Here is a 17,456-nt window from a genome sequence, read left to right as displayed (position 1 = left end):
CGCCGGGCCGGTCGGCGGGCTTGCCGGGCGCCCGGCAGGGTCAGGCAGTGGCCTGGTGCGGATCTCCGCCGGTCAGCGGGATGCCGAGCAGTTCCTCCAGGGCGGCGACCGTACGGGCGGGCTCCACGGCGTGAACGGTGGCGAATCCCAGCGCGGCCGCGGCCGGCAGGTAGTGCTCGGTGTCGTCGACAAACACGCACTCCTCGGCCCGCAGGCCGAGTTCCCGGAGTACGAGCCGGAAGATCTCCGGATCGGGTTTGCGCATGCCGTGCCGCTCGGACAGCACGACGGCGTCGTAACGCCCGTCCAGGTCGTGCCCCTCGTACACGTTCCAGGGGGTCAGTCCGAGGGAGTTCGAGAGGATGCCGACCCGCACCCCGGCCCGGCGTGCGGCGGCGGCCGCGGCGGTCATCACCGGCTCGGGGCGCAGATCGGCGAAGATGCGTCCCATCAGGTTGTCCGGAGCGATGCCGAGCATTCGCCCGGCCGCCTCGTTCCACTGGGCCTGGGTGAGGGTGCCGCGCTCCAGTTGCTCGGTGAGCCGGATCCCCTCGGGGTCCAGGTAGAGGCCGGTGAGCAGGGTCCCCTCGGCCAGCCCCGCGCGTTTTTCGAAGGCGAGCGCGGCGGGCAGTACGGGCGTCGTCAGCACACCGCCGAAGTCGAGGACGAGGCCGATTCGATCAGTCATGCGCACACCCTAGACGCCCGCGGACGCCGGCTCCCACCCGGGGAACACGTGTCCCGCCGGGCGAGGGGGCGCCGGTGCACGTGTCCGCGCGGGAGAAGGTTCGGCGGGCACACATCGCGGACCGGCGGCGCGGTACCGCGGTACGTCGGGTGCGGGGCCCGCGGGCGGGGCCCGCCTCTGGGCCGCGGCGGGTTCAGCCCTCCGCCTGACGGGCGTCTACGCCGCGGTCAGCGAGCCAGTCGAGCACGTAGTCGGCGACGAACCTCCATCCGCTGTCGACGACCAGCGAGTGGCCGCGGTCCGCGAACTGCTTCAGGTCGGTCACGGCCGTGGAGTCGCCGTACTGCTTGTAGACCGCGCGGGTCACGGAGTCGGGCACCAGACGGTCCTCCTGCCCGGAGATCAGCAGCAGCGGGCCGCGACGCGGGTTGTCGACGCAGGCCACGGCGCGCGGGCTGCGGCCCGCTCGCGCGTCCACGTATCCGAGGTCGGCGAGCAGCCGGTGCGACGTGGGCACCACGTAGCGCTCGAAGAGCCGGTCGGACTCCTCCGCCCGGACCGTGTTGGCGAAGACCTCGTGGAACAACCGAGGGGACAGCGAGACCAGCGGGCCCGCGGGGCCCGCGGGGTCCGCGGGGTCCGCGGGGTCCGTCCCGCCGGGGGTCCACAGGCGGGTCTGCGCGGCGGGCAGGGGGACGCCGTTGACCGGAGCGGGCGCGATCGCCACCGCTGCCCGGCCGACATTGGCACCGATGAGATGCTGTGCGATGAGCCCGCCCACCGAGTGGCCGACGATCACCGGCGAGATGTCGAACGACCGCACGATCCGGGCGTAGTGGTCCATCAGCGCGTCCAGGCCGACACTGCCGAGCGGTTGGGGATCCTCACGCATGTCCCGGGCGGCGGCCGCCTCCCCCGGCCATCCGGGCGCGATGGCGCGGAACCCCCGGCCGGCGAAGCGTTCCGCCCATGACTCCCAGGCCAGCGCGTGCAGCCACGCGCCGTGGATGAAGACGACGGGAGTACGGTTCACGGCAGGCCCCTCCGAGCACGACGACCACCCGGTACCGGCACGCGGGCGATTGCACCAGCATCGTTCGGGCGCACGGCGGCGACGACAGTCGAATGACTTAATGTTCGCGACCGGTGGCGTTTCGGCGGCGGTCCGGCGGCGGTCCGGTCCGCCGCCGGAACGCGCGGCCGGCCGCTGTGCCGAGGGTCCCCGGCAGGGCCCCGGTGGCCGCCGGGAGGGCGTCCGCGCGCCGGGGCGTCCGTACCCGGCCGGGTACGGGAGACGTTAGGGTCCGGGCAGAAACATGTGTCACGGCCGAGGGACGAGGTATGTACGCAACGCCACAGAGCGCCGGCCCGGCGCAGGACGCGGCCTTGACGCGCGCCGCCCAGGCGGGCGACGTCTCGGCGCTGGCCGTGCTGCTGGAACGGCACCGGCCAGGGATGCGCGCGGTCGCGGTCAACCTGCTCGGGCCGGGCGCGGACGTGGACGACGTCATGCAGGACGCGGCGCTGGTGGCGCTGCGGCGGATCGCGGACGTCCGTGATCCGCAGGCCGTGGGAGCGTGGCTGCGCATGGTCGTGCGCAACAGCTGCCGGACCCTGCTGCGCGCCTCCCGGCGGGTCGAGCCGGTGGCGGACGTGCCGCTGCCGCCGGACGGCGGCACACCGGAACAGGTCCTGCACAGCCATGCCCTGCGCGACTGGGTGTGGGAGGCCGTCGAGACGCTGTCACCGGCCCTGCGCCTGCCGGTGGTGCTGCGCTACTTCTCCACCGGGATCACGTCGTACCAGCAGATAGCCGAGGCGTGCGCGATTCCGGTCGGCACCGTGCGCAGCCGGCTGAACCAGGCGCGCACCGCCCTGGCCCGGGCACTGGAGGCCACCGCTGCGACCGCGCACGAGGACGCGCTGCGCCGCACCAGGGCCAGTTGGCAGGAGGCGCACGAGACGCTCGCGGCCGCCGAGCGGGGCGAGTTCGGCACGGTGGTCAGGGACCGCTACTCCCGCGAGGTGTCCCTGCTGGCCGGCGGAGCCCGGCTCGGCGGCGCCGAACTGCTGCTGGCGGGCATGGACAGCGACCTGTCGGCGGGGGTACGCCAGCGTCCCCTGCACGTGACGGCCGGCCGCTCGCTGGTCGTGTGGGAGATGGAACTCCTCAGCCCGCCGGACGACCCGCACCACTGTCCGCCCGGGGTGGCCTGGATCATGACGCTGGAGGGCGGCCGCGTCGAGCGGGTCCACCTGTACCACGCGGCGCACCCGCGGGAGGTGCCCGCGCCCGCCGCGGCCTGATCCCGCGCGGCGCGTCCCGCCACGGCGACCGTGACCCGGATCACACAGCGGCGATCGAACTTCTCCCCCCACGCGCCGTCATGTGGATGTCACCGACACCCACACATCCATGGAGACGCGATGACCGATCGTCCTGCCGCACACACCGACGCCCAGGCGTCCGGCACCGGCCCCCTCTCCCCCGGCACCCACGGCTACCGGCTGGCCGGAGTGACCCAGCGGTACCACGTCCACGGCAGCGGTCCGGTGTGCGTGGCCCACTCCGGAGGCCCGGGCATCGACTGGGAGTACATGCGCATGCCGGCCCTCGAAGAGCACCTGACCATGGTGTACGTCGAGCCCGTCGGCACCGCTGCGGACAGCCGCCTGCCCTCCCACCCCCACGGGTACACGCGCGAGCGGTACAGCGGCTTCCTGGACGTGTTGATCGGCCGGCTCGGCGTGCCCGAGGTTCACCTGCTGGGCCACTCCCACGGGGCCTTCGTGGCCGCGTACCACGCCCTGCGCCGTCCCGAACGCCTCGCGGGCGTCGTGCTGTACGCGGGCGCGCCCGTCACGGGCCCCGAGCACGCCGCCGAGGCGGCCCGCATGGTCGAGGCGTTCGCCGCCCGGCACGCCGGGCACCCGGGGCTGCCCGGGGTGATGGCCGCGTTCGCCGCCATGTCCGGCATGTCCACCGACGAGCAGACCACGGCGGTCGCCCGAGGGGTCCTGCCCTCGTACTTCGCCGACTACTGGGGCGACGAGGAGCGGCTGGCCCCGTTCCGGGACTCCGTCCGGGCCACGTACGTCTCCGGTCTGGACGAGGACCTCGTGGCCGACGTCGTCGACGACCGGGCCGAACTGAAGGGGCTGACCGTACCCGCCCTGGTCGTCGCGGGCCGGCACGACGTCATCTGCGGAATGCGCTGGGCACGCGAACTCGACGAACTGATCCCCGACTCGCGGCTGGTGGTGCTGGAGAACAGCGGTCACATGGGGCACATCGAGGAACCCGTCCGCTTCGCGGACGCGGTACGCCGCTTCGTCCTCGAAACCGGTCCCACGCCGCGGGAGGAGGCCCTGTAGCGCGGGTCGTCGGGCACGGGCGCCGGCCGCACGACGGCGGGCGCCCTGTGAACGCGTGCGCGATCCCGGCCCGTTGGGGCGGTGGAGGGCTGCCGGCCCGAGCCCGCAGCTGGTCTCCCCCGCCTTGCGGGCCGACCTGCGGCGGGTGACCTGCGGCGGGTGAACCGCACCGCGTACGACCGGCAGTGACCGCGAGCCGCCCCGCGGCGGCCCGGAGCGGGCGGAGCCGGTGCGGGCGGGCGGCGGGGTGTCCGGAAGCCGTACTCTGTGCGAGGGACCGGTGACTCCCCGCCGCCCGAAGGCGCCCAGGCCCTTGCTCCTCCATATGTCACCTGTCAAAATGGTGACATGAATCTCACCCATGTCTTCGTCTGCGACCACCCGGCGCTGGACTTCGCCGCGACCCTGCGGGCCAGGCGATCGACGCGCTTCGAGATGTTCGCGGCACCGGACCGGCTGGACGCCTGGTACCTGGAAGCCGGAATCGTCGACGCACTCGCCCCCAGCCGCCAGGCGGACGTCGACCAGGCAGTGACCGTACGAGAAGCCATCTACAGCCTGGTCACCGCCCGCCGACTCGGCGAGGACTACCAGCCGCGGGCCCTGGACGTACTCAACACCGCCGCCCGCAAACCCGCCGCCGTACCGCAGCTCACCCCGAACGGCCGCCGCACCTCGGCCACACCGGAAGAAGCACTGGCCACCGTCGCCCGCCAGGCCGTCGAACTCCTCAGCGGACCCGACGTACCCCTCCTCAAGGAATGCAGCAACCCCGAATGCACCCGCGTCTACATCGACCGCTCCCGCGGCATGCGCCGCCAATGGTGCGGCATGGAATCCTGCGGAAACAAGATCAAAGCCGCCGCCTACCGCGCCCGCAAGAAGAACACACCCGCTGCGGTCGCCTCCTGACGCGACGCGGACTCGCGAGCGGGCCCGGACCGGCACACGTGTTCCGTCACGTGTGCCGGTCCGGCCTGTTGACCGTCATGTGACTGATGCGCCGTTTCTTCCTCTGCCGGAACAGTGGTGGCCGGACGCCGACCCGCCCCTGAGGACCGGCCATATCGCATGTGTGCCGCCCGGGTCCCGGTGACAACACCTTTGCCCCAGGCCGCGGATCGCGGCGAACGAGGAGGAACGACGTGAGAACCAGCAACCCGGTCTTCTCCCGCTGGGATGCCGCCCGCGGCGCCCGCCGGACCGGCGCGTACGTGCGCAGCCCGGTGGGCGCCGCGGCCGGCACCGGACCGGCGGACAACCGCGCGGCCGCCCTCTACACCCCGGCCGCGGGCACCGGCACCGGCACCGGCACCGGCACCGGCACGGACATGGACGCGCGGGCGGGCCGGGCCGCGATGACGATGGACGACGTCGTCGTCCACACCGCGGCGACCCTCGGCACCGTGGCCCTGACGGCGACGCTGTCCTGGCTGCTGCTGCCGACGGGCGAGTCGGACATCGGCCGGTCCTACGCGATCGCCGTGGGAGCCGCCCTCGTCGCCTTCGTCCTGTCGCTGGTACAGGTGTTCAGGCGGACGCCGGCGCCCGCGCTGATCCTCGGGTACGCGGCGTTCGAGGGCGTCTTCCTCGGTGTGATCTCCAGCGCGACCTCGACCTACATCGCGCGGGGCGTGGTCGTCCAGGCCGTGCTCGGCACCCTCGCGGTGACCGCGGGTGTGCTCGTCGCGTACCGGGCGGGCTGGGTCCGCGTCACCCGGAGGTTCACCGGCTTCGCCGCCTCCGCCGCCACCGGGTTCCTCCTGCTGCTGGTGGCCGACTCCCTCTTCTCCGCCTTCGGCGCGGGACGCGGCCTCGGCTTCCACAGCGGCGGCCTCGGCGTCCTCTTCGGCATCGCCGGCATCCTGCTCGGCGCGGCCTTCCTCGCCGTGGACTTCAAGGAGGTCGAGAACGCCGTGGCCCACGGCGCGCCGCGCGAGGAGGCATGGCTGGCGGCCTTCGGCCTGACCACGACGCTGGTGTGGATCTATCTGGAGGTGCTGCGCGTGGTGACGATTCTCAACAGCGACGACTGACCTCTTCGTTTCGGATCTTCGGATCCCTTTCGGCCCGACGGGGCATGCGCACCGCGCATGCCCCGTCGACGCGTGCCGTCCGCCCCCTCCGGGCTCCGGGACCGGGGCGGGCACACTGCGGCAGGCGCGGCGTGCGGGCAGCCGGGCAGCCCTTCGCACGGCAGCGGCACGCCCCCGTGGGTAACGGCCGCGGCGCCTGCGAGCCGCTGCGGCGCCGCGGCCGGCAGCCCCCGTCGTCCCGCAACTCCCCTTGCCGCACGGGAGGTCGGCTTCCCGCCGTGAGCGAGGTGCTGCGACGGCGAGTGCCACCGAGGTGTCGACCGGACTACGAGCACGCCCGCATCTGCTGCCCCGTTCTCCAGGTGGACCCCCGCCAGAGGCCACGCCTCATTCATCCAGAACCTCCGCGAGCGCATGCCGGTTTTCACCGACGACGCACTCCGCTCCGGCAGGGACCGGGAGGGCCCGGACAACAGGCCCTGATCCTGTCAATGAGCGAGTTCGGCTTGGCGAAGGCTGCGGAACACCGCCGGGGTCGCCCATCCTCGCAACGTGGCGTGAATCGCCGATCGGAATGCGGCCTCGGCCGTGGCGTCGTCGAGGGCCCCAGCCAGTTCGAGAGTCACCAGCCCGTGCAGGGTGGCCCAGATCGACAGGGCGATCGCCGTCGCATCGCCGACGAGGACGGACGCCGCCAACGCGCGATCGATCGCCGTGAGGAGCGGAAGGATCGGGTCACTGGAACCGACCTCCCCCGACGGGTCGAAGGACTGCACGCCGCCGAACAGCACCGTGTACAGGTGGCTGTGTCCGCGCCCCCAACGACGGTAGGCGACGGCCTGCGCGTAGAGGTCGGCGAGAGGGTCCGCGGAGGTCTGCGCCGCCGACAGGTGGTGGAACAGGCCCGCGACGGCCCTGTCGCGCACCGCGCCGATCAGCCCGTCCTTACCGCCGAACAACGAATACACCGCCGTCGTTGAAGCCTCGGCAGCAGCGGCCACGGCGCGGACCGTGAGTGACTCCCGTGGACGGGTGGCGAGCATCTCGGTCGCGCACTCCACAAGCCGCTCTTTGACGGCCTCGTCGTTCGTTCTCGGCCTACCCACGACCAGTAGCCTACCTCGCTTTGATAACATCGTTTTGAAACGACGTTCTGAAACTGTTGGAGGTCCGCTGTGCCCACGTCCGCCATACGTCTCGTCCGCTTCGCCGGACGCTTGCTGCCGGCCCTGGCCGCCGTCGTGATGCTGGTCGTCGTCTTTCTCACGCTGATCGCCCTCACGGACGGGGCAGGCTCGGGGCTCGCCTCATGGTTGCCGACCCTTGGAGTCGGGGCTGCCCTCGCGATATGGCGGGGTCGGCGCCGCAGTCGGCCGACGCGGCTCGTGCTGTTCCTGCCGGTGGTCGTCGCGGCAGCACTGACGGCGTCGGTCTGCGTTCCGACCGTGCCGACGGCCCGGCGGTACCCGCCCGCCCTGCCGTTCGTGACTACGCAGCACTGGCGCCTGTCCACCGGCAGCCGGGTCGCGGTGTACCACTACCCGCCTGCGAACCCCGGCCCCCGACGCCCCGTCCCGCTCGTGTATCTCAATGGCGGACCGGTCCGTGGCATCTCGGTACTCGACCACCGGTTCCTGCAACTCCTGGCCCGCCAGGGCTACGACGTCTACGCCTACGAACAGGCCGGCGGCGGACGCAGCGACCTGCTCCCCATAAGCCAGTACACGATCTCCAGGTCGGTCAGCGACCTTGCCGCCTTCATCGACCGCCTGAACAAGGGCACGGTCGACATCCTCGGATTCTCTTCAGGCGGGGCCGTGCTCACCCGAGCCCTGGCCGACCCGAGTGTCGCCGCACGCCTGCACCGGGCGATCATCGCCGAACCCGGCCCCATGGATGGCCCCACCGCACACATCACCGGGCACAAGGGCCGAAAATCCGCACGCGGCCTCGCGCCGGCCCCGACCGGACCGCGATCGACACACGTCCCCCGGTACGCCGTGGCATTCGGCCTCATGCGACTGGGACTCCTCAGCCCCGACACCGGACTGATCGGACAGGCCGAAGGCGACAACGCCTTCACCGCCGCAGACCTCGGCAGCGACACCGCATCCGCGTACTGCGCGCGCGACGCGCACCGCATCCCCGCCGAGGACACCGCACAGAACTTCTCCTTCAGCCCCGCCGCCAGCCTCCGCATCCAGCAGACGGTCAAGGACTCTCCCTCCATCGCCTCGCAACTGAGGCAGTCCCGGACCCCCGCGATGCTGATGATCGCCGAGTGCTCCTCCCAGATCCGTCAATGGGAGACCACCGTCCTCGCCGATGACCCCGCCATCCGGCGCACGCAGTACATGCCCGGAGTCGGACACCACATGTGGAACGGCCTGGACGACAACAACGAACGAGCCGCCGCCGTCATCACCGCGTTCCTCCAGGACAAGCCGGCACCTCTGCCGAACTACCCGACCCGCGACGAGATCCCTACCTTCCTGCGTGACCACAAATGAAGACGCCGCCGCCCGTCACCGGCACCGTCCCGGCCCGCGCCATGCGGCGCGGGCCGGGACGGTGCCTCGCGGGGGCCGGCGGTCAGGCGGTCCTGACGCGCAGCCGGCGGGTCTTCCAGCCAAGCAGGCCGGCCTGGAGGACGAACCACACGGCGCCGCCCGTGGCGTACACCGACAGGACTGCCAGCGAGGGGTGGTCGCCCGCGGCCTGGATGTTGTACGTGATGCCGACGAGGAAGGACAGGGCGCCCGAGATCAGGGTCGGCCACTGCCCGCCCAGTTCGGGGCCGCGCCTGCGCAGTCCGACGGCCACCTGGGCGGCGCCGGAGACGACGGCCCAGGTGCCGAACACGTGGAGCACCGGTGCCACGCCGCCGGCGGCGCCGGCGATGCCGACCGCGACGGCGGCGAGCGTGCTGAGCGCCCCGTTGAACGCGATGACCCGGCGCTCGGAACGACCCGGCGTCGCGCGGTGGTCGATCAGCGAGGACACCGCGTCGATCAGCGGGTAGAGGACCAGCAGCGTGACCGCCGCCGCGTCGAGGTGCTCGTGGGCTCGGGCGAACGCCAGGGCCCACGCCACGGCCAGGACGCCGCGAGTCAGGTACAGCTTCAGCAGGGAGGAACGCTCGTCCGGCGCCCGGCGGTGCGGCTGGGCCGCTGTCTGCGTGCTCATGATGGTTCGGCCTTTCTCACGTCATCGGGACGTCATCGGGGCGTCATCGGTCCGGTCAGTGCCGGGACGGGAAGACGCAGCGGAAGCTGGAGGCGAGGGAGGGGTCGCCGTGGCCCGCGTAGCGGGACACCGCGGGATAGGCACACAGGTCACGGCTGACCTGCTCGCCGTTGGCGTTGATCAGGGTGGCGGGCAGGGTCGCGGGGGCCTTGCCGTGCTCCACCCAGGCGGTGAGGGCGCCGAGGTCGTCGGTCGTGCCGTCGCCCTTGTTCAGACCGCAGTGGACGGTGCCCGGGGCCAGGAAGAGGCGGTAGAAGTCGTCCACGTGCTTGGAGCCGCCCATCGCCTTGTCCACCTGCGTGCGGTAGCGCACGGTGCCCTGGGTGGGGATGTACTGGTCGGCCTGGCCGTGCCAGGTCAGCAGCTTGCCGCCGGAGTCGCGGAACGCGGACAGGTCCGGGTCGTCGGTGCCGATGACCTTGTCGTACTCGGCCTCGGACTGCTTGAACAGCTGCGTGAACCGGCTGTAGGTGATCGTCGACAGGTCCAGGGACGGGTCCTTCGCCACCCACAGCTTGGTCCACAGCGCGGGCACCGGGAACGGCGCTCCCGTCACGACGCCGTTCGCGTCCGGCTGGTTGACGCCCGCCAGGGCCGACAGGTCGGCCCCGACCGGCACGCCCGGCCACAGCTTCTCGCCCGTGGTGGTACGGGGGCCGTCCCAGATCTTGCGCACCACGTCGGCGTCGGCCGCCGTGATGGTCAGCTCGACGCCCTTGCACACGACCTTGGTGCCGATCAGGCGGCGGGGGTCGAAGTCGCAGCGGGCCGGATCGTTGACGAGGCCGTCCACGGCCCCGTCGAGCCGGTCGCAGGCCTTGACGGCGGCGTTGGTGAAGGCGGCGAACTCGCAGCCGGTCGGGTAGGTCTTCTCGTTGTTCATGACCACCTGCGGCCACAGGGTGGCGACCTCGAACTCGTCCCAGTTGATCGCGGGCGCGTCGGCGAGGATGCCGTCGAAGTCGTTCGGGTAGCGCTGGGCCTCCATGTAGCCCTGGCGCCCGCCGGTGGAGCAGCCGTTGAAGTAGGAGTACGAGGCACTCCTGGCGTAGACGCCGTCGACGACCTCCTTGCCGACGACCGCGGCCTCGTGCTGGGAGCGGAAGGCGAAGTCCTTCAGCGGGGCGGTGTTGACCTTCCCCTGGCCGTCGAGCGCCCAACCGACGTCGAGGACGTCGCCGACGCCGGCGTCGGTGGTGGTCACCGCGTAGCCGTTCTTGACCGCGTTGGCCATGCCGACACCGTTGTCCCCGGCGCTGTAGGCGCTGCCGCCGAGCGCCTGGAAGCGGCCGTTCCAGCCGCTGGCGGGCAGCCAGGTCTGCACCTTGGCGTGGTCGCCGTCGCCCGGGTGGGTGAGGGTGACCGTCACCTCGCAGTAGGCCGGGACGCCGGTGACCGTGCCGCCCAGGAGCCCGGTCCCGTGGACGGTGCCCCCGGCCTGGAGGGCCGCCGCCACGGATTCGACCTCGGTGCCGGACGGGGCCTTCACGGACGGCGACGAGCAGGTGAACGGCGCGGCGGTCGAGGAGCCGTGGGAATCCGCCGACGCGCTCGGCAGGTACACCGCCGCCGCGGCCAGCGGCACGCCGGCCGCGAGGACAGTCAGGAGTCGTTTCATTGCTTTCCCATCCAAGAAGTAGGTGTGCGCCTGGCTGTGGCAGCACATGTGCACGTGAGCAGGGAGAGTTGCCACCTCGGCGGGCCGCGGCGGATGCTCTCCGTGCGTGTGACCCGTGACCTGGGTGTACGAGCCGGGACCGGCCCGGTCCGCGGAAGATCGAGTCAGAACGTATCACCGGTTGAGCCAGTGACGAAAGAAGAAGTTCCACCTCCGTGCGAGCCGGTGGACCGGTGTCCCCCGACCGGGTCCCACTCTGGCCGTCGGCCGTCCGCCGGAACAACCGTCAGGTGACGGTCCGCGCCCACGGGCCGCACCGCACCGCGTGGAGAGCGCGTTAGGTCATTCGACGGTCCGGCGCGCCCGGGCGCCCGCGACGACGGGCTTCCCCCCGGCACCCGTCGCCGTACGCACCGGGGAAGCACCCTCGTGAAAGCGCCCCCACGGTGCACACGTATGACCCCGGGCGTTCTTCGCCGCGCCCATCGGGCTCGCGTGCCGCCGACCGGGCGGACCCGGGCCTGCTAAACTGGCAAGGCACGCAGACCGTCCGGTGAGGAGCCGCAAACGTGGTGGGTGAAGACGACATCTCCGGGTGAGACCCGGATCTGACGGCCACCGGCCGGCGCTCGGGAGCGCTGTGGGGGTGGCCGGTTTCGTCGTACCCCTTTCTTCCACGTCTGCCCAGGGCAGTGGTGCGTGTGCTGCCCGCGATCCGTCCGAGGTCTTCTCCATGTCCGACGTCGCCGTCGTCTGCTCCAACCTGTCCTTCGCCTGGCCCGACGACACCCCCGTCTTCCAGGACCTGTCCTTCGCCGTGACGACAGGTCGCACGGGTCTGGTCGCCCCCAACGGGTCCGGCAAGTCCACCCTGCTCAAGCTGATCGCCGGGGAACTGAAACCGGCCTCCGGCTCGGTGACGGTCGGCGGCACGCTCGGCCACCTCCCGCAGAGCCTGCCCCTCACCGGCGACCTGACGGTCGCGGAGGTGCTCGGCGTCGCCGGGGTGATCCGCGCCCTGGACGCCGTCGAGTCCGGCGACGTGGCCGAGGAGCACTTCGCCACCATCGGCGACGACTGGGACATCGAGGAGCGCACCCGCGCTCAACTCGACCGCCTGGGGCTCGGGGACCTCGCTCTGGACCGCAGCCTGGGCACCCTCAGCGGCGGCCAGGTCGTCTCGCTGGGCCTGGCCGCTCAGTTGCTCAAGCGCCCCGACGTCCTGCTGCTCGACGAACCCACCAACAACCTCGACCTCGATGCCCGGCACAAGCTGTACGACGTACTGGGCGACTTCACCGGCTGCCTGCTGCTGGTCAGCCACGACCGCGCCCTGCTGGACCGCATGGACCGCATCGCCGAACTCGGCCGCGACGAACTGCGCCTGTACGGCGGCGACTTCACCGCGTACGAGGAGGCCGTGCGCACCGAGCAGGAGGTCGCCGAGAAGAACGTCCGCAACGCCGAACAGGAACTCAAGCGCGAGAAGCGGGAGATGCAGCAGGCCCGCGAACGCGCCGAGCGCCGCGCGAGCAACGCCGCCCGCAACCTGAAGAACGCCGGGCTGCCCCGTATCTTCGCCGGAAACATGAAGCGCTCGGCGCAGGAATCCGCCGGCCGGGCCGGGCAGACGCACGCGGCCCGGGTCGGGGAGGCCAGGGCCCGCCTGGACGAGGCGGGGCGCGCGCTGCGCGACGAGCAGCGCCTGGTCCTGGAGCTGCCCGGTACGCAGGTGCCGGCCGGGCGCACCCTGTTCACCGGCGAGGGCATGCAGGTCGCGCACGGCGGCCGGCCCGTCTTCGCCGACGGCGGCATCGACCTGGCCGTCCGCGGCCCGGAGCGGATCGCGCTGACCGGGCCCAACGGCTCCGGCAAGACGACCCTGCTGCGGCTGGTCACCGGTGACCTCGCCCCGGACAGCGGCACGGTCAAGCGCAACGAGGGCCGTATCGCCTACCTTTCGCAGCGCCTGGACCTGCTGGACCCGAGCCGCAGTGTCGCGGAGAACTTCGCCGCGTTCGCCCCCGAGCGGCCCGAGGCCGAGCGGTTGAACCTGCTGGCCCGCTTCCTCTTCCGCGGCGCCCGGGCGCACCTGCCGGTCGCCGTCCTGTCCGGCGGCGAACGGCTGCGCGCCACCCTGGCCTGCGTCCTGTGCGCCGAACCGGCCCCCCACCTGCTCCTGCTCGACGAGCCGACGAACAACCTCGACCTGGTCGGCGCGGCCCAGTTGGAGAGCGCCCTCACCTCCTACCGGGGTGCCTTCGTCGTGGTCAGCCACGACGAGCGGTTCCTCGCCGGGATCGGCGTGAACCGCCGGCTGCGGCTGGCCGGCGGAACCCTCACGGAGGCGGGGGCCCCCGAGGTGTGAGCCGCCGGCGTGCCACGCGGCCCGCGCCCGAGGCCGTACGCCCCGCGGGCCCGCCCCCCGCCCCACGTCGGCCCGATCACCCCGGAGGGTTTCCCATGCCCCGACCCGCCCTGCTCGCCCGCGACCTCGTCCGCGTCCTGGGCGGCCGGCGCGTCCTCGACGCCGTGTCCCTGACCGCCGCCCCCGGCCACCGCATCGGCCTGATCGGGGAGAACGGCGCCGGCAAGTCCACCCTGCTGCGGCTGCTGGCCGGTGCGGACGAACCCGACGCGGGAAGCGTCACCCGCCCGGGCGACCTCGGCTTCCTCCACCAGGAGATGCCGTACGACTCCGGCACAACTGTCGCCGCGGTGCTCGACGAGGCGCTGCGCGAGGCCCGCGAGGACCTCGCCGAGCTGGACCGGCTCGGCGCGGAACTCGCCCGCGTACCCGAGGACCACCCCGGCCACCGGCAGCTCCTCGACGCCTACGCCGAGCGGCTGGAGCGGGCCCAGGACCGGGAGGCGTGGGACGCCGACCGCCGTGCGGCACTGGTGCTGGACGGCCTCGGCCTCGGCGCGCTCGGGCACGACCGCCCGCTCGGCTCGCTGTCCGGTGGGCAGCGCGGCCGGCTGGCACTGGCCGCGCTGCTCGTACGACGGCCGTCCGCGCTCCTGCTGGACGAGCCGACCAACCACCTCGACGACCGCGCCGCCTCCTTCCTGGAGGAGCAGCTGCGCGCCCTGCCCGGGGCCGTCGTCGTCGCCTCCCACGACCGGGCGTTCCTGGACGCCGTGTGCACAGACCTGGTCGACCTCGACCCGGCGGTGGACGGCCCGGTCCGCTACGGCGGCACCTACAGCGCCTACCTCGGCCACAAGCGCGCCGAACGGGAACGCTGGGAGCGGCGGTACGCCGAGCAGCAGGTGGAGTTGGAGGAGCTGCGGCACTCGGCAGGAGTGACGGCGCACCGCCTCGCGCCGGACCGCGGGCCGCGCGACAACGAGAAGATGGGCTACGGCCACCGGGCCGGCCGCGTGCAGAGCCAGATCTCCCGCCGCGTGCGCAACGCGGCCCGCCGCCTGGACGAACTGGAGCGCGCCCGGGTCGCCGAGCCGCCGAGGCCACTGCGGTTCGCGGCCGCGGAACTCGCCGCGGGCGCGCGGCAGGACGAACTCGCCGCGGGCGCGCGGCAGGACCCGCGGCCGCTGGTGTCCGCGCGCCGCGTACGGGTGCCCGGCCGGCTCGCGCTGGACGGCCTGGAGGTGGTGGAGACGGACCGGCTGCTGGTCACCGGCGGCAACGGGGCCGGCAAGTCGACGCTGCTGGCCGTGCTCGCCGGGCGTCTCCCGGCGGGGGGCGAGATAAGCAGGCGGCACGGGCTGACGTTGGGGCTGCTCACCCAGGACACCGTGTTCCGGCGGCCCGACCGCACGGCCCGCGACACCTATGAGGGCTCGCTGGGCGCGGAGCGGGCCGAGAAGGTGCCGCTGACCTCGCTCGGCCTCCTGCACGAGGCCGACCTGGACAAGCCGGTCGGACAGCTCTCCGTGGGCCAGCGCCGGCGGCTCGCGCTGGCCCTCCTCGTGGCCCTCCCGCCCCGGTTGCTGCTGCTCGACGAACCCACCAACCACCTCTCGCCCGTGCTGTGCGACGAACTGGAGGCCGCGCTGGGGCCGGGGCCGGGCGCGATCGTCGTGGCGAGCCACGACCGCTGGCTGCGCCGCCGGTGGCAGGGCCGCGAACTGCGATTGGAGCAGGGGTCCGCGTAACCGAAGGGGACGCGCGGTGGTGCCGGCTCCTGACCGGCGGCCCCGCACCACGCCCGGCCCGGGGATTCCGGACGGCGCCCCCGGGGACGTGCTCAGAAGCCGAGGTCGCCGAGGCCGGGGTGGTCGTCGGGGCGGCGGCCCAGCGGCCAGAAGTACGCGCGCTCGGACGCGGCGATCGGGAGGGTGTTGATCGAGGCGTGGCGGGTGCGCATCAGCCCGCGCTCGTCGAACTCCCAGTTCTCGTTGCCGTAGGAGCGGTACCAGTTCCCGGCGTCGTCGCGGTGCTCGTAGGCGAAGCGCACGGCGATGCGGCTGCCGTCGTGGGCCCACAGCTCCTTGATCAGCCGGTAGTCGAGTTCGGTGTTCCACTTGCGGGTCAGGAACGCGACGATCTCGTCCCGCCCCGTGACGAACTCCACGCGATTGCGCCAGCGGGAGTCCACCGTGTACGCCTGCGCCACCTTCCGCGGGTCCCGGGTGTTCCACGCGTCCTCGGCCAGCCGCACCTTGCGGACGGCGCTCTCCCCGGTGAACGGCGGCACCGGTGGGCGGGTCGCGTCTGCCATGTCCACTCGACTCGGCTCCTTCGGCTGCGGTGCGGGCAGTGCGGGTCCGGCAGTTCCCCCGGATCCCTTGAGAACGATCGTTCTCCTATCTGCCTGCTACCGTAGAGAACGTTGGTTCTCCACGCAAGGGGGCGCAGTTGCCGGACCGGGAAGCGGCACGCGAACGGGTCCTCGACGCGGCCGGGGAGCTGTTCTACGGCCGGGGCGTCCAGGCCGTCGGAATGGACGCGGTACGCGACGCCTCCGGGGTGCCGCTCAAGCGCCTCTACCAGCTCTTTCCCTCCAAGGAAGCGCTGGTGCTGGCATTCCTGCGGCAGCGGGACGGACGCTGGCAGCAGGCTCTGGCCGAGTACGTCGAGGCGCGGCCGACGCCCGAGGAGCGGATCACCGCGGTGTTCGACTGGCTGCACGGGTGGTTCTCCCGGCCGGACTACCGCGGGTGCGCCTTCGTCAACTCCTTCGGCGAGATGGGCGCGGTCTCGCCCGATGTCGCCGCGCAGGCCCGGCGGCACAAGCGGGCCTTCCACGAGTACCTCGCCCGGCTCGTGACCGCGTCCGGACGCCCAGCGGCACTGGCCGGTCAGCTGGCGCTCCTCGCCGAGGGGGCGATGACCACCGCGGCGATCCTCGGCACACCGGAATCCGCCCGCCAGGCCCGGGACGCCGCGTTCGCCCTGATGCGCACGCACCCCGGCCCCGCTCTCCCGGACCGCACCGGAACAGGTGGCTGAGGGCCGTTCCGGGCCGCCCGGGCGGGCGCGGCGGCGATGGACCGCGGCCCCGCGCGGGGCGGGCGGCCGTACGGGCCGGGCCGCCGTAAGGACCGCGGCGGGGGCCCCGCGGAAAGACGCGTTCGGCGGGATGAGATGTCGTGGACGTTTCATGGTCGTGGGGTGGCCGCGGCGGGCGGGGGTGGCGTGTCGCCGTGGATGACGAGGACGGGGCACTGGGCGTGTTCGGCGCAAGCGGAACTGACGGAGCCGAGGAGGAGGCCGGTGAAGCCGCCGTGCCCCCGGCTGCCGACGACCAGCAGTTGGGCGTTCTCGCCGGCATCGATGAGAATCCGGGCGGGAGTGCCGTGGGCCACCCGTTCCCGTACCGGGACGTCGGGGGTGTCGCCGAGGACGCCGGTGACCGTGTCGTGGAGGAGGCGTCCTGTGGCGGCCCGCAGTTCGGGGTCGGCGGGCAGGCCGGTGCCCACGATCACCGGCGCCACGGGAACGTGCCAGACGGAGATCGCCTCGATGACGGCGCCCGTGGCGAGGGCCATGAACCGGCTCCAGGCCAGTGCTCGCTTGGACGGTTCGGATCCGTCGACCCCCACGACGATGCGCGCGAGAGCGGGCGTGCCGGTCACGGGGGTGTCGGTCACGGCGGTGGTTCCTTCCCGGTGCGGTGATGGTTCGGTGATCGTTGGGCGCGTGGCGGGCGCCGGCGCCCGCGCCCGCCGTGTCCGGTTCCGCGTCGCGATCCGTCACCGCGCTCCGCACGCGGTGAACCGCGGCGGACGGGCCACGCAGCCGCCGTGGAGCGAGTTCTGACTTTTTGCCCAAGACGTTCCTTTTGACATCGTCGGCAAGCCCGCGGCCCGACGACGGCCCGACACGCCGCAAGGGATGAATTCCGGCAGGGCCCGGACCCGATCGATTCCCCGCGGCCCCGATCCGGGCCTCGCCCTCGCCTTCGGCGAGCCCCCGCGGCAATCGGCCCGCGGCACTCGCCTACGCGCCGCGGGAACGCCGCCGGCCCGGCCCGATCGACGCCACTCCGGGGCGGGCCGCCGGCGCCCGCCGCCACGAGGAACACGT

Annotated in this window: 15 protein-coding genes; 8 read left to right on the top strand and 7 right to left on the bottom strand. The window is 72.9% G+C overall.

Features of this window, described 5'->3' with window-relative positions; translation table 11 throughout:
• Positions 1-40: 40 nt before the first annotated feature.
• Positions 41-688, bottom strand: coding sequence for an HAD-IA family hydrolase (locus K7G61_RS16115; protein ID WP_225847530.1), 648 nt, complete (start codon positions 686-688; stop codon positions 41-43).
• A 193-nt stretch (positions 689-881) separates the two neighbouring features.
• Complete coding sequence (locus K7G61_RS16110) at positions 882-1,721, bottom strand: alpha/beta hydrolase (RefSeq protein ID WP_225847529.1); 840 nt, start codon at positions 1,719-1,721, stop codon at positions 882-884.
• Positions 1,722-2,029: 308 nt separating this feature from the next.
• On the opposite strand from K7G61_RS16110, the gene K7G61_RS16105 reads away from it, so the two are divergent.
• The 4 genes from K7G61_RS16105 to K7G61_RS16090 all read left to right on the top strand — a co-directional run bounded on the left by K7G61_RS16105 (position 2,030) and on the right by K7G61_RS16090 (position 6,099).
• Entirely contained in the window at positions 2,030-2,995 is a 966-nt protein-coding gene (locus tag K7G61_RS16105) for an RNA polymerase sigma factor (protein ID WP_225847528.1), read from the top strand.
• Between the two features lie 120 nt (positions 2,996-3,115).
• Positions 3,116-4,063, top strand: a complete 948-nt coding sequence (locus tag K7G61_RS16100) for an alpha/beta fold hydrolase (protein WP_225847527.1) — start codon at positions 3,116-3,118, stop codon at positions 4,061-4,063.
• A gap of 348 nt (positions 4,064-4,411) precedes the next feature.
• Positions 4,412-4,975: an ABATE domain-containing protein gene (locus tag K7G61_RS16095; RefSeq protein ID WP_225847526.1), complete on the top strand. Its 564-nt coding sequence runs from the start codon at positions 4,412-4,414 to the stop codon at positions 4,973-4,975.
• Between the two features lie 233 nt (positions 4,976-5,208).
• On the top strand, positions 5,209-6,099 hold the full coding sequence (locus tag K7G61_RS16090; protein ID WP_225847525.1) for a Bax inhibitor-1/YccA family protein: 891 nt from the start codon (positions 5,209-5,211) through the stop codon (positions 6,097-6,099).
• A gap of 488 nt (positions 6,100-6,587) precedes the next feature.
• On the opposite strand, the gene K7G61_RS16085 is transcribed toward K7G61_RS16090, so the two are convergent.
• Positions 6,588-7,205, bottom strand: a complete 618-nt coding sequence (locus K7G61_RS16085) for a TetR/AcrR family transcriptional regulator (protein ID WP_225847524.1) — start codon at positions 7,203-7,205, stop codon at positions 6,588-6,590.
• Between the two features lie 69 nt (positions 7,206-7,274).
• On the opposite strand from K7G61_RS16085, the gene K7G61_RS16080 reads away from it, so the two are divergent.
• Entirely contained in the window at positions 7,275-8,609 is a 1,335-nt protein-coding gene (locus K7G61_RS16080; RefSeq protein WP_225847523.1) for an alpha/beta hydrolase, read from the top strand.
• 82 nt (positions 8,610-8,691) lie between these two features.
• Here K7G61_RS16080 and K7G61_RS16075 read toward each other — a convergent pair whose 3' ends face one another.
• Together K7G61_RS16075 and K7G61_RS16070 are read right to left on the bottom strand one after the other, a co-directional pair.
• Positions 8,692-9,285, bottom strand: coding sequence for a DUF308 domain-containing protein (locus tag K7G61_RS16075; RefSeq protein ID WP_225847522.1), 594 nt, complete (start codon positions 9,283-9,285; stop codon positions 8,692-8,694).
• A gap of 55 nt (positions 9,286-9,340) precedes the next feature.
• Entirely contained in the window at positions 9,341-10,963 is a 1,623-nt protein-coding gene (locus K7G61_RS16070; RefSeq protein ID WP_225847521.1) for a tannase/feruloyl esterase family alpha/beta hydrolase, read from the bottom strand.
• A gap of 733 nt (positions 10,964-11,696) precedes the next feature.
• Between K7G61_RS16070 and K7G61_RS16065 the strand changes: the two genes are divergently transcribed.
• Positions 11,697-13,331, top strand: a complete 1,635-nt coding sequence (locus K7G61_RS16065) for an ABC-F family ATP-binding cassette domain-containing protein (protein WP_225847520.1) — start codon at positions 11,697-11,699, stop codon at positions 13,329-13,331.
• A 95-nt stretch (positions 13,332-13,426) separates the two neighbouring features.
• A complete protein-coding gene (locus K7G61_RS16060; protein WP_225847519.1) occupies positions 13,427-15,082 on the top strand; it encodes an ABC-F family ATP-binding cassette domain-containing protein in 1,656 nt (551 codons plus the stop codon).
• A gap of 92 nt (positions 15,083-15,174) precedes the next feature.
• On the opposite strand, the gene K7G61_RS16055 is transcribed toward K7G61_RS16060, so the two are convergent.
• A complete protein-coding gene (locus K7G61_RS16055; RefSeq protein ID WP_225847602.1) occupies positions 15,175-15,648 on the bottom strand; it encodes a nuclear transport factor 2 family protein in 474 nt (157 codons plus the stop codon).
• A gap of 137 nt (positions 15,649-15,785) precedes the next feature.
• Here K7G61_RS16055 and K7G61_RS16050 point away from each other — a divergent pair, with 137 nt between their 5' ends.
• The gene (locus tag K7G61_RS16050; protein ID WP_225847518.1) at positions 15,786-16,379 is read left to right on the top strand and encodes a TetR/AcrR family transcriptional regulator; all 594 of its coding nucleotides are present in this window, start codon (positions 15,786-15,788) and stop codon (positions 16,377-16,379) included.
• A 149-nt stretch (positions 16,380-16,528) separates the two neighbouring features.
• On the opposite strand, the gene K7G61_RS16045 is transcribed toward K7G61_RS16050, so the two are convergent.
• Positions 16,529-17,020: a universal stress protein gene (locus K7G61_RS16045; RefSeq protein ID WP_225847517.1), complete on the bottom strand. Its 492-nt coding sequence runs from the start codon at positions 17,018-17,020 to the stop codon at positions 16,529-16,531.
• Between the last annotated feature and the right edge of the window lie 436 nt (positions 17,021-17,456).

The organism is Streptomyces sp. HPF1205, assembly GCF_020400825.1.
GTDB lineage: Bacteria > Actinomycetota > Actinomycetes > Streptomycetales > Streptomycetaceae > Actinacidiphila.
This window is presented reverse-complemented; position numbering and strand designations above follow the sequence as displayed.

Excerpts from the sequence above, each read along its gene's own strand:
- K7G61_RS16115 (WP_225847530.1), bottom strand. The coding sequence starts at position 688 with ATGACTGATCGAATCGGCCTCGTCCTCGACTTCGGCGGTGTGCTGACG.
- K7G61_RS16105 (WP_225847528.1), top strand. The coding sequence starts at position 2,030 with ATGTACGCAACGCCACAGAGCGCCGGCCCGGCGCAGGACGCGGCCTTG.
- K7G61_RS16100 (WP_225847527.1), top strand. The coding sequence starts at position 3,116 with ATGACCGATCGTCCTGCCGCACACACCGACGCCCAGGCGTCCGGCACC.
- K7G61_RS16095 (WP_225847526.1), top strand. The coding sequence starts at position 4,412 with ATGAATCTCACCCATGTCTTCGTCTGCGACCACCCGGCGCTGGACTTC.
- K7G61_RS16075 (WP_225847522.1), bottom strand. The coding sequence starts at position 9,285 with ATGAGCACGCAGACAGCGGCCCAGCCGCACCGCCGGGCGCCGGACGAG.
- K7G61_RS16070 (WP_225847521.1), bottom strand. The coding sequence starts at position 10,963 with ATGAAACGACTCCTGACTGTCCTCGCGGCCGGCGTGCCGCTGGCCGCG.
- K7G61_RS16065 (WP_225847520.1), top strand. The coding sequence starts at position 11,697 with ATGTCCGACGTCGCCGTCGTCTGCTCCAACCTGTCCTTCGCCTGGCCC.
- K7G61_RS16060 (WP_225847519.1), top strand. The coding sequence starts at position 13,427 with ATGCCCCGACCCGCCCTGCTCGCCCGCGACCTCGTCCGCGTCCTGGGC.
- K7G61_RS16055 (WP_225847602.1), bottom strand. The coding sequence starts at position 15,648 with ATGGCAGACGCGACCCGCCCACCGGTGCCGCCGTTCACCGGGGAGAGC.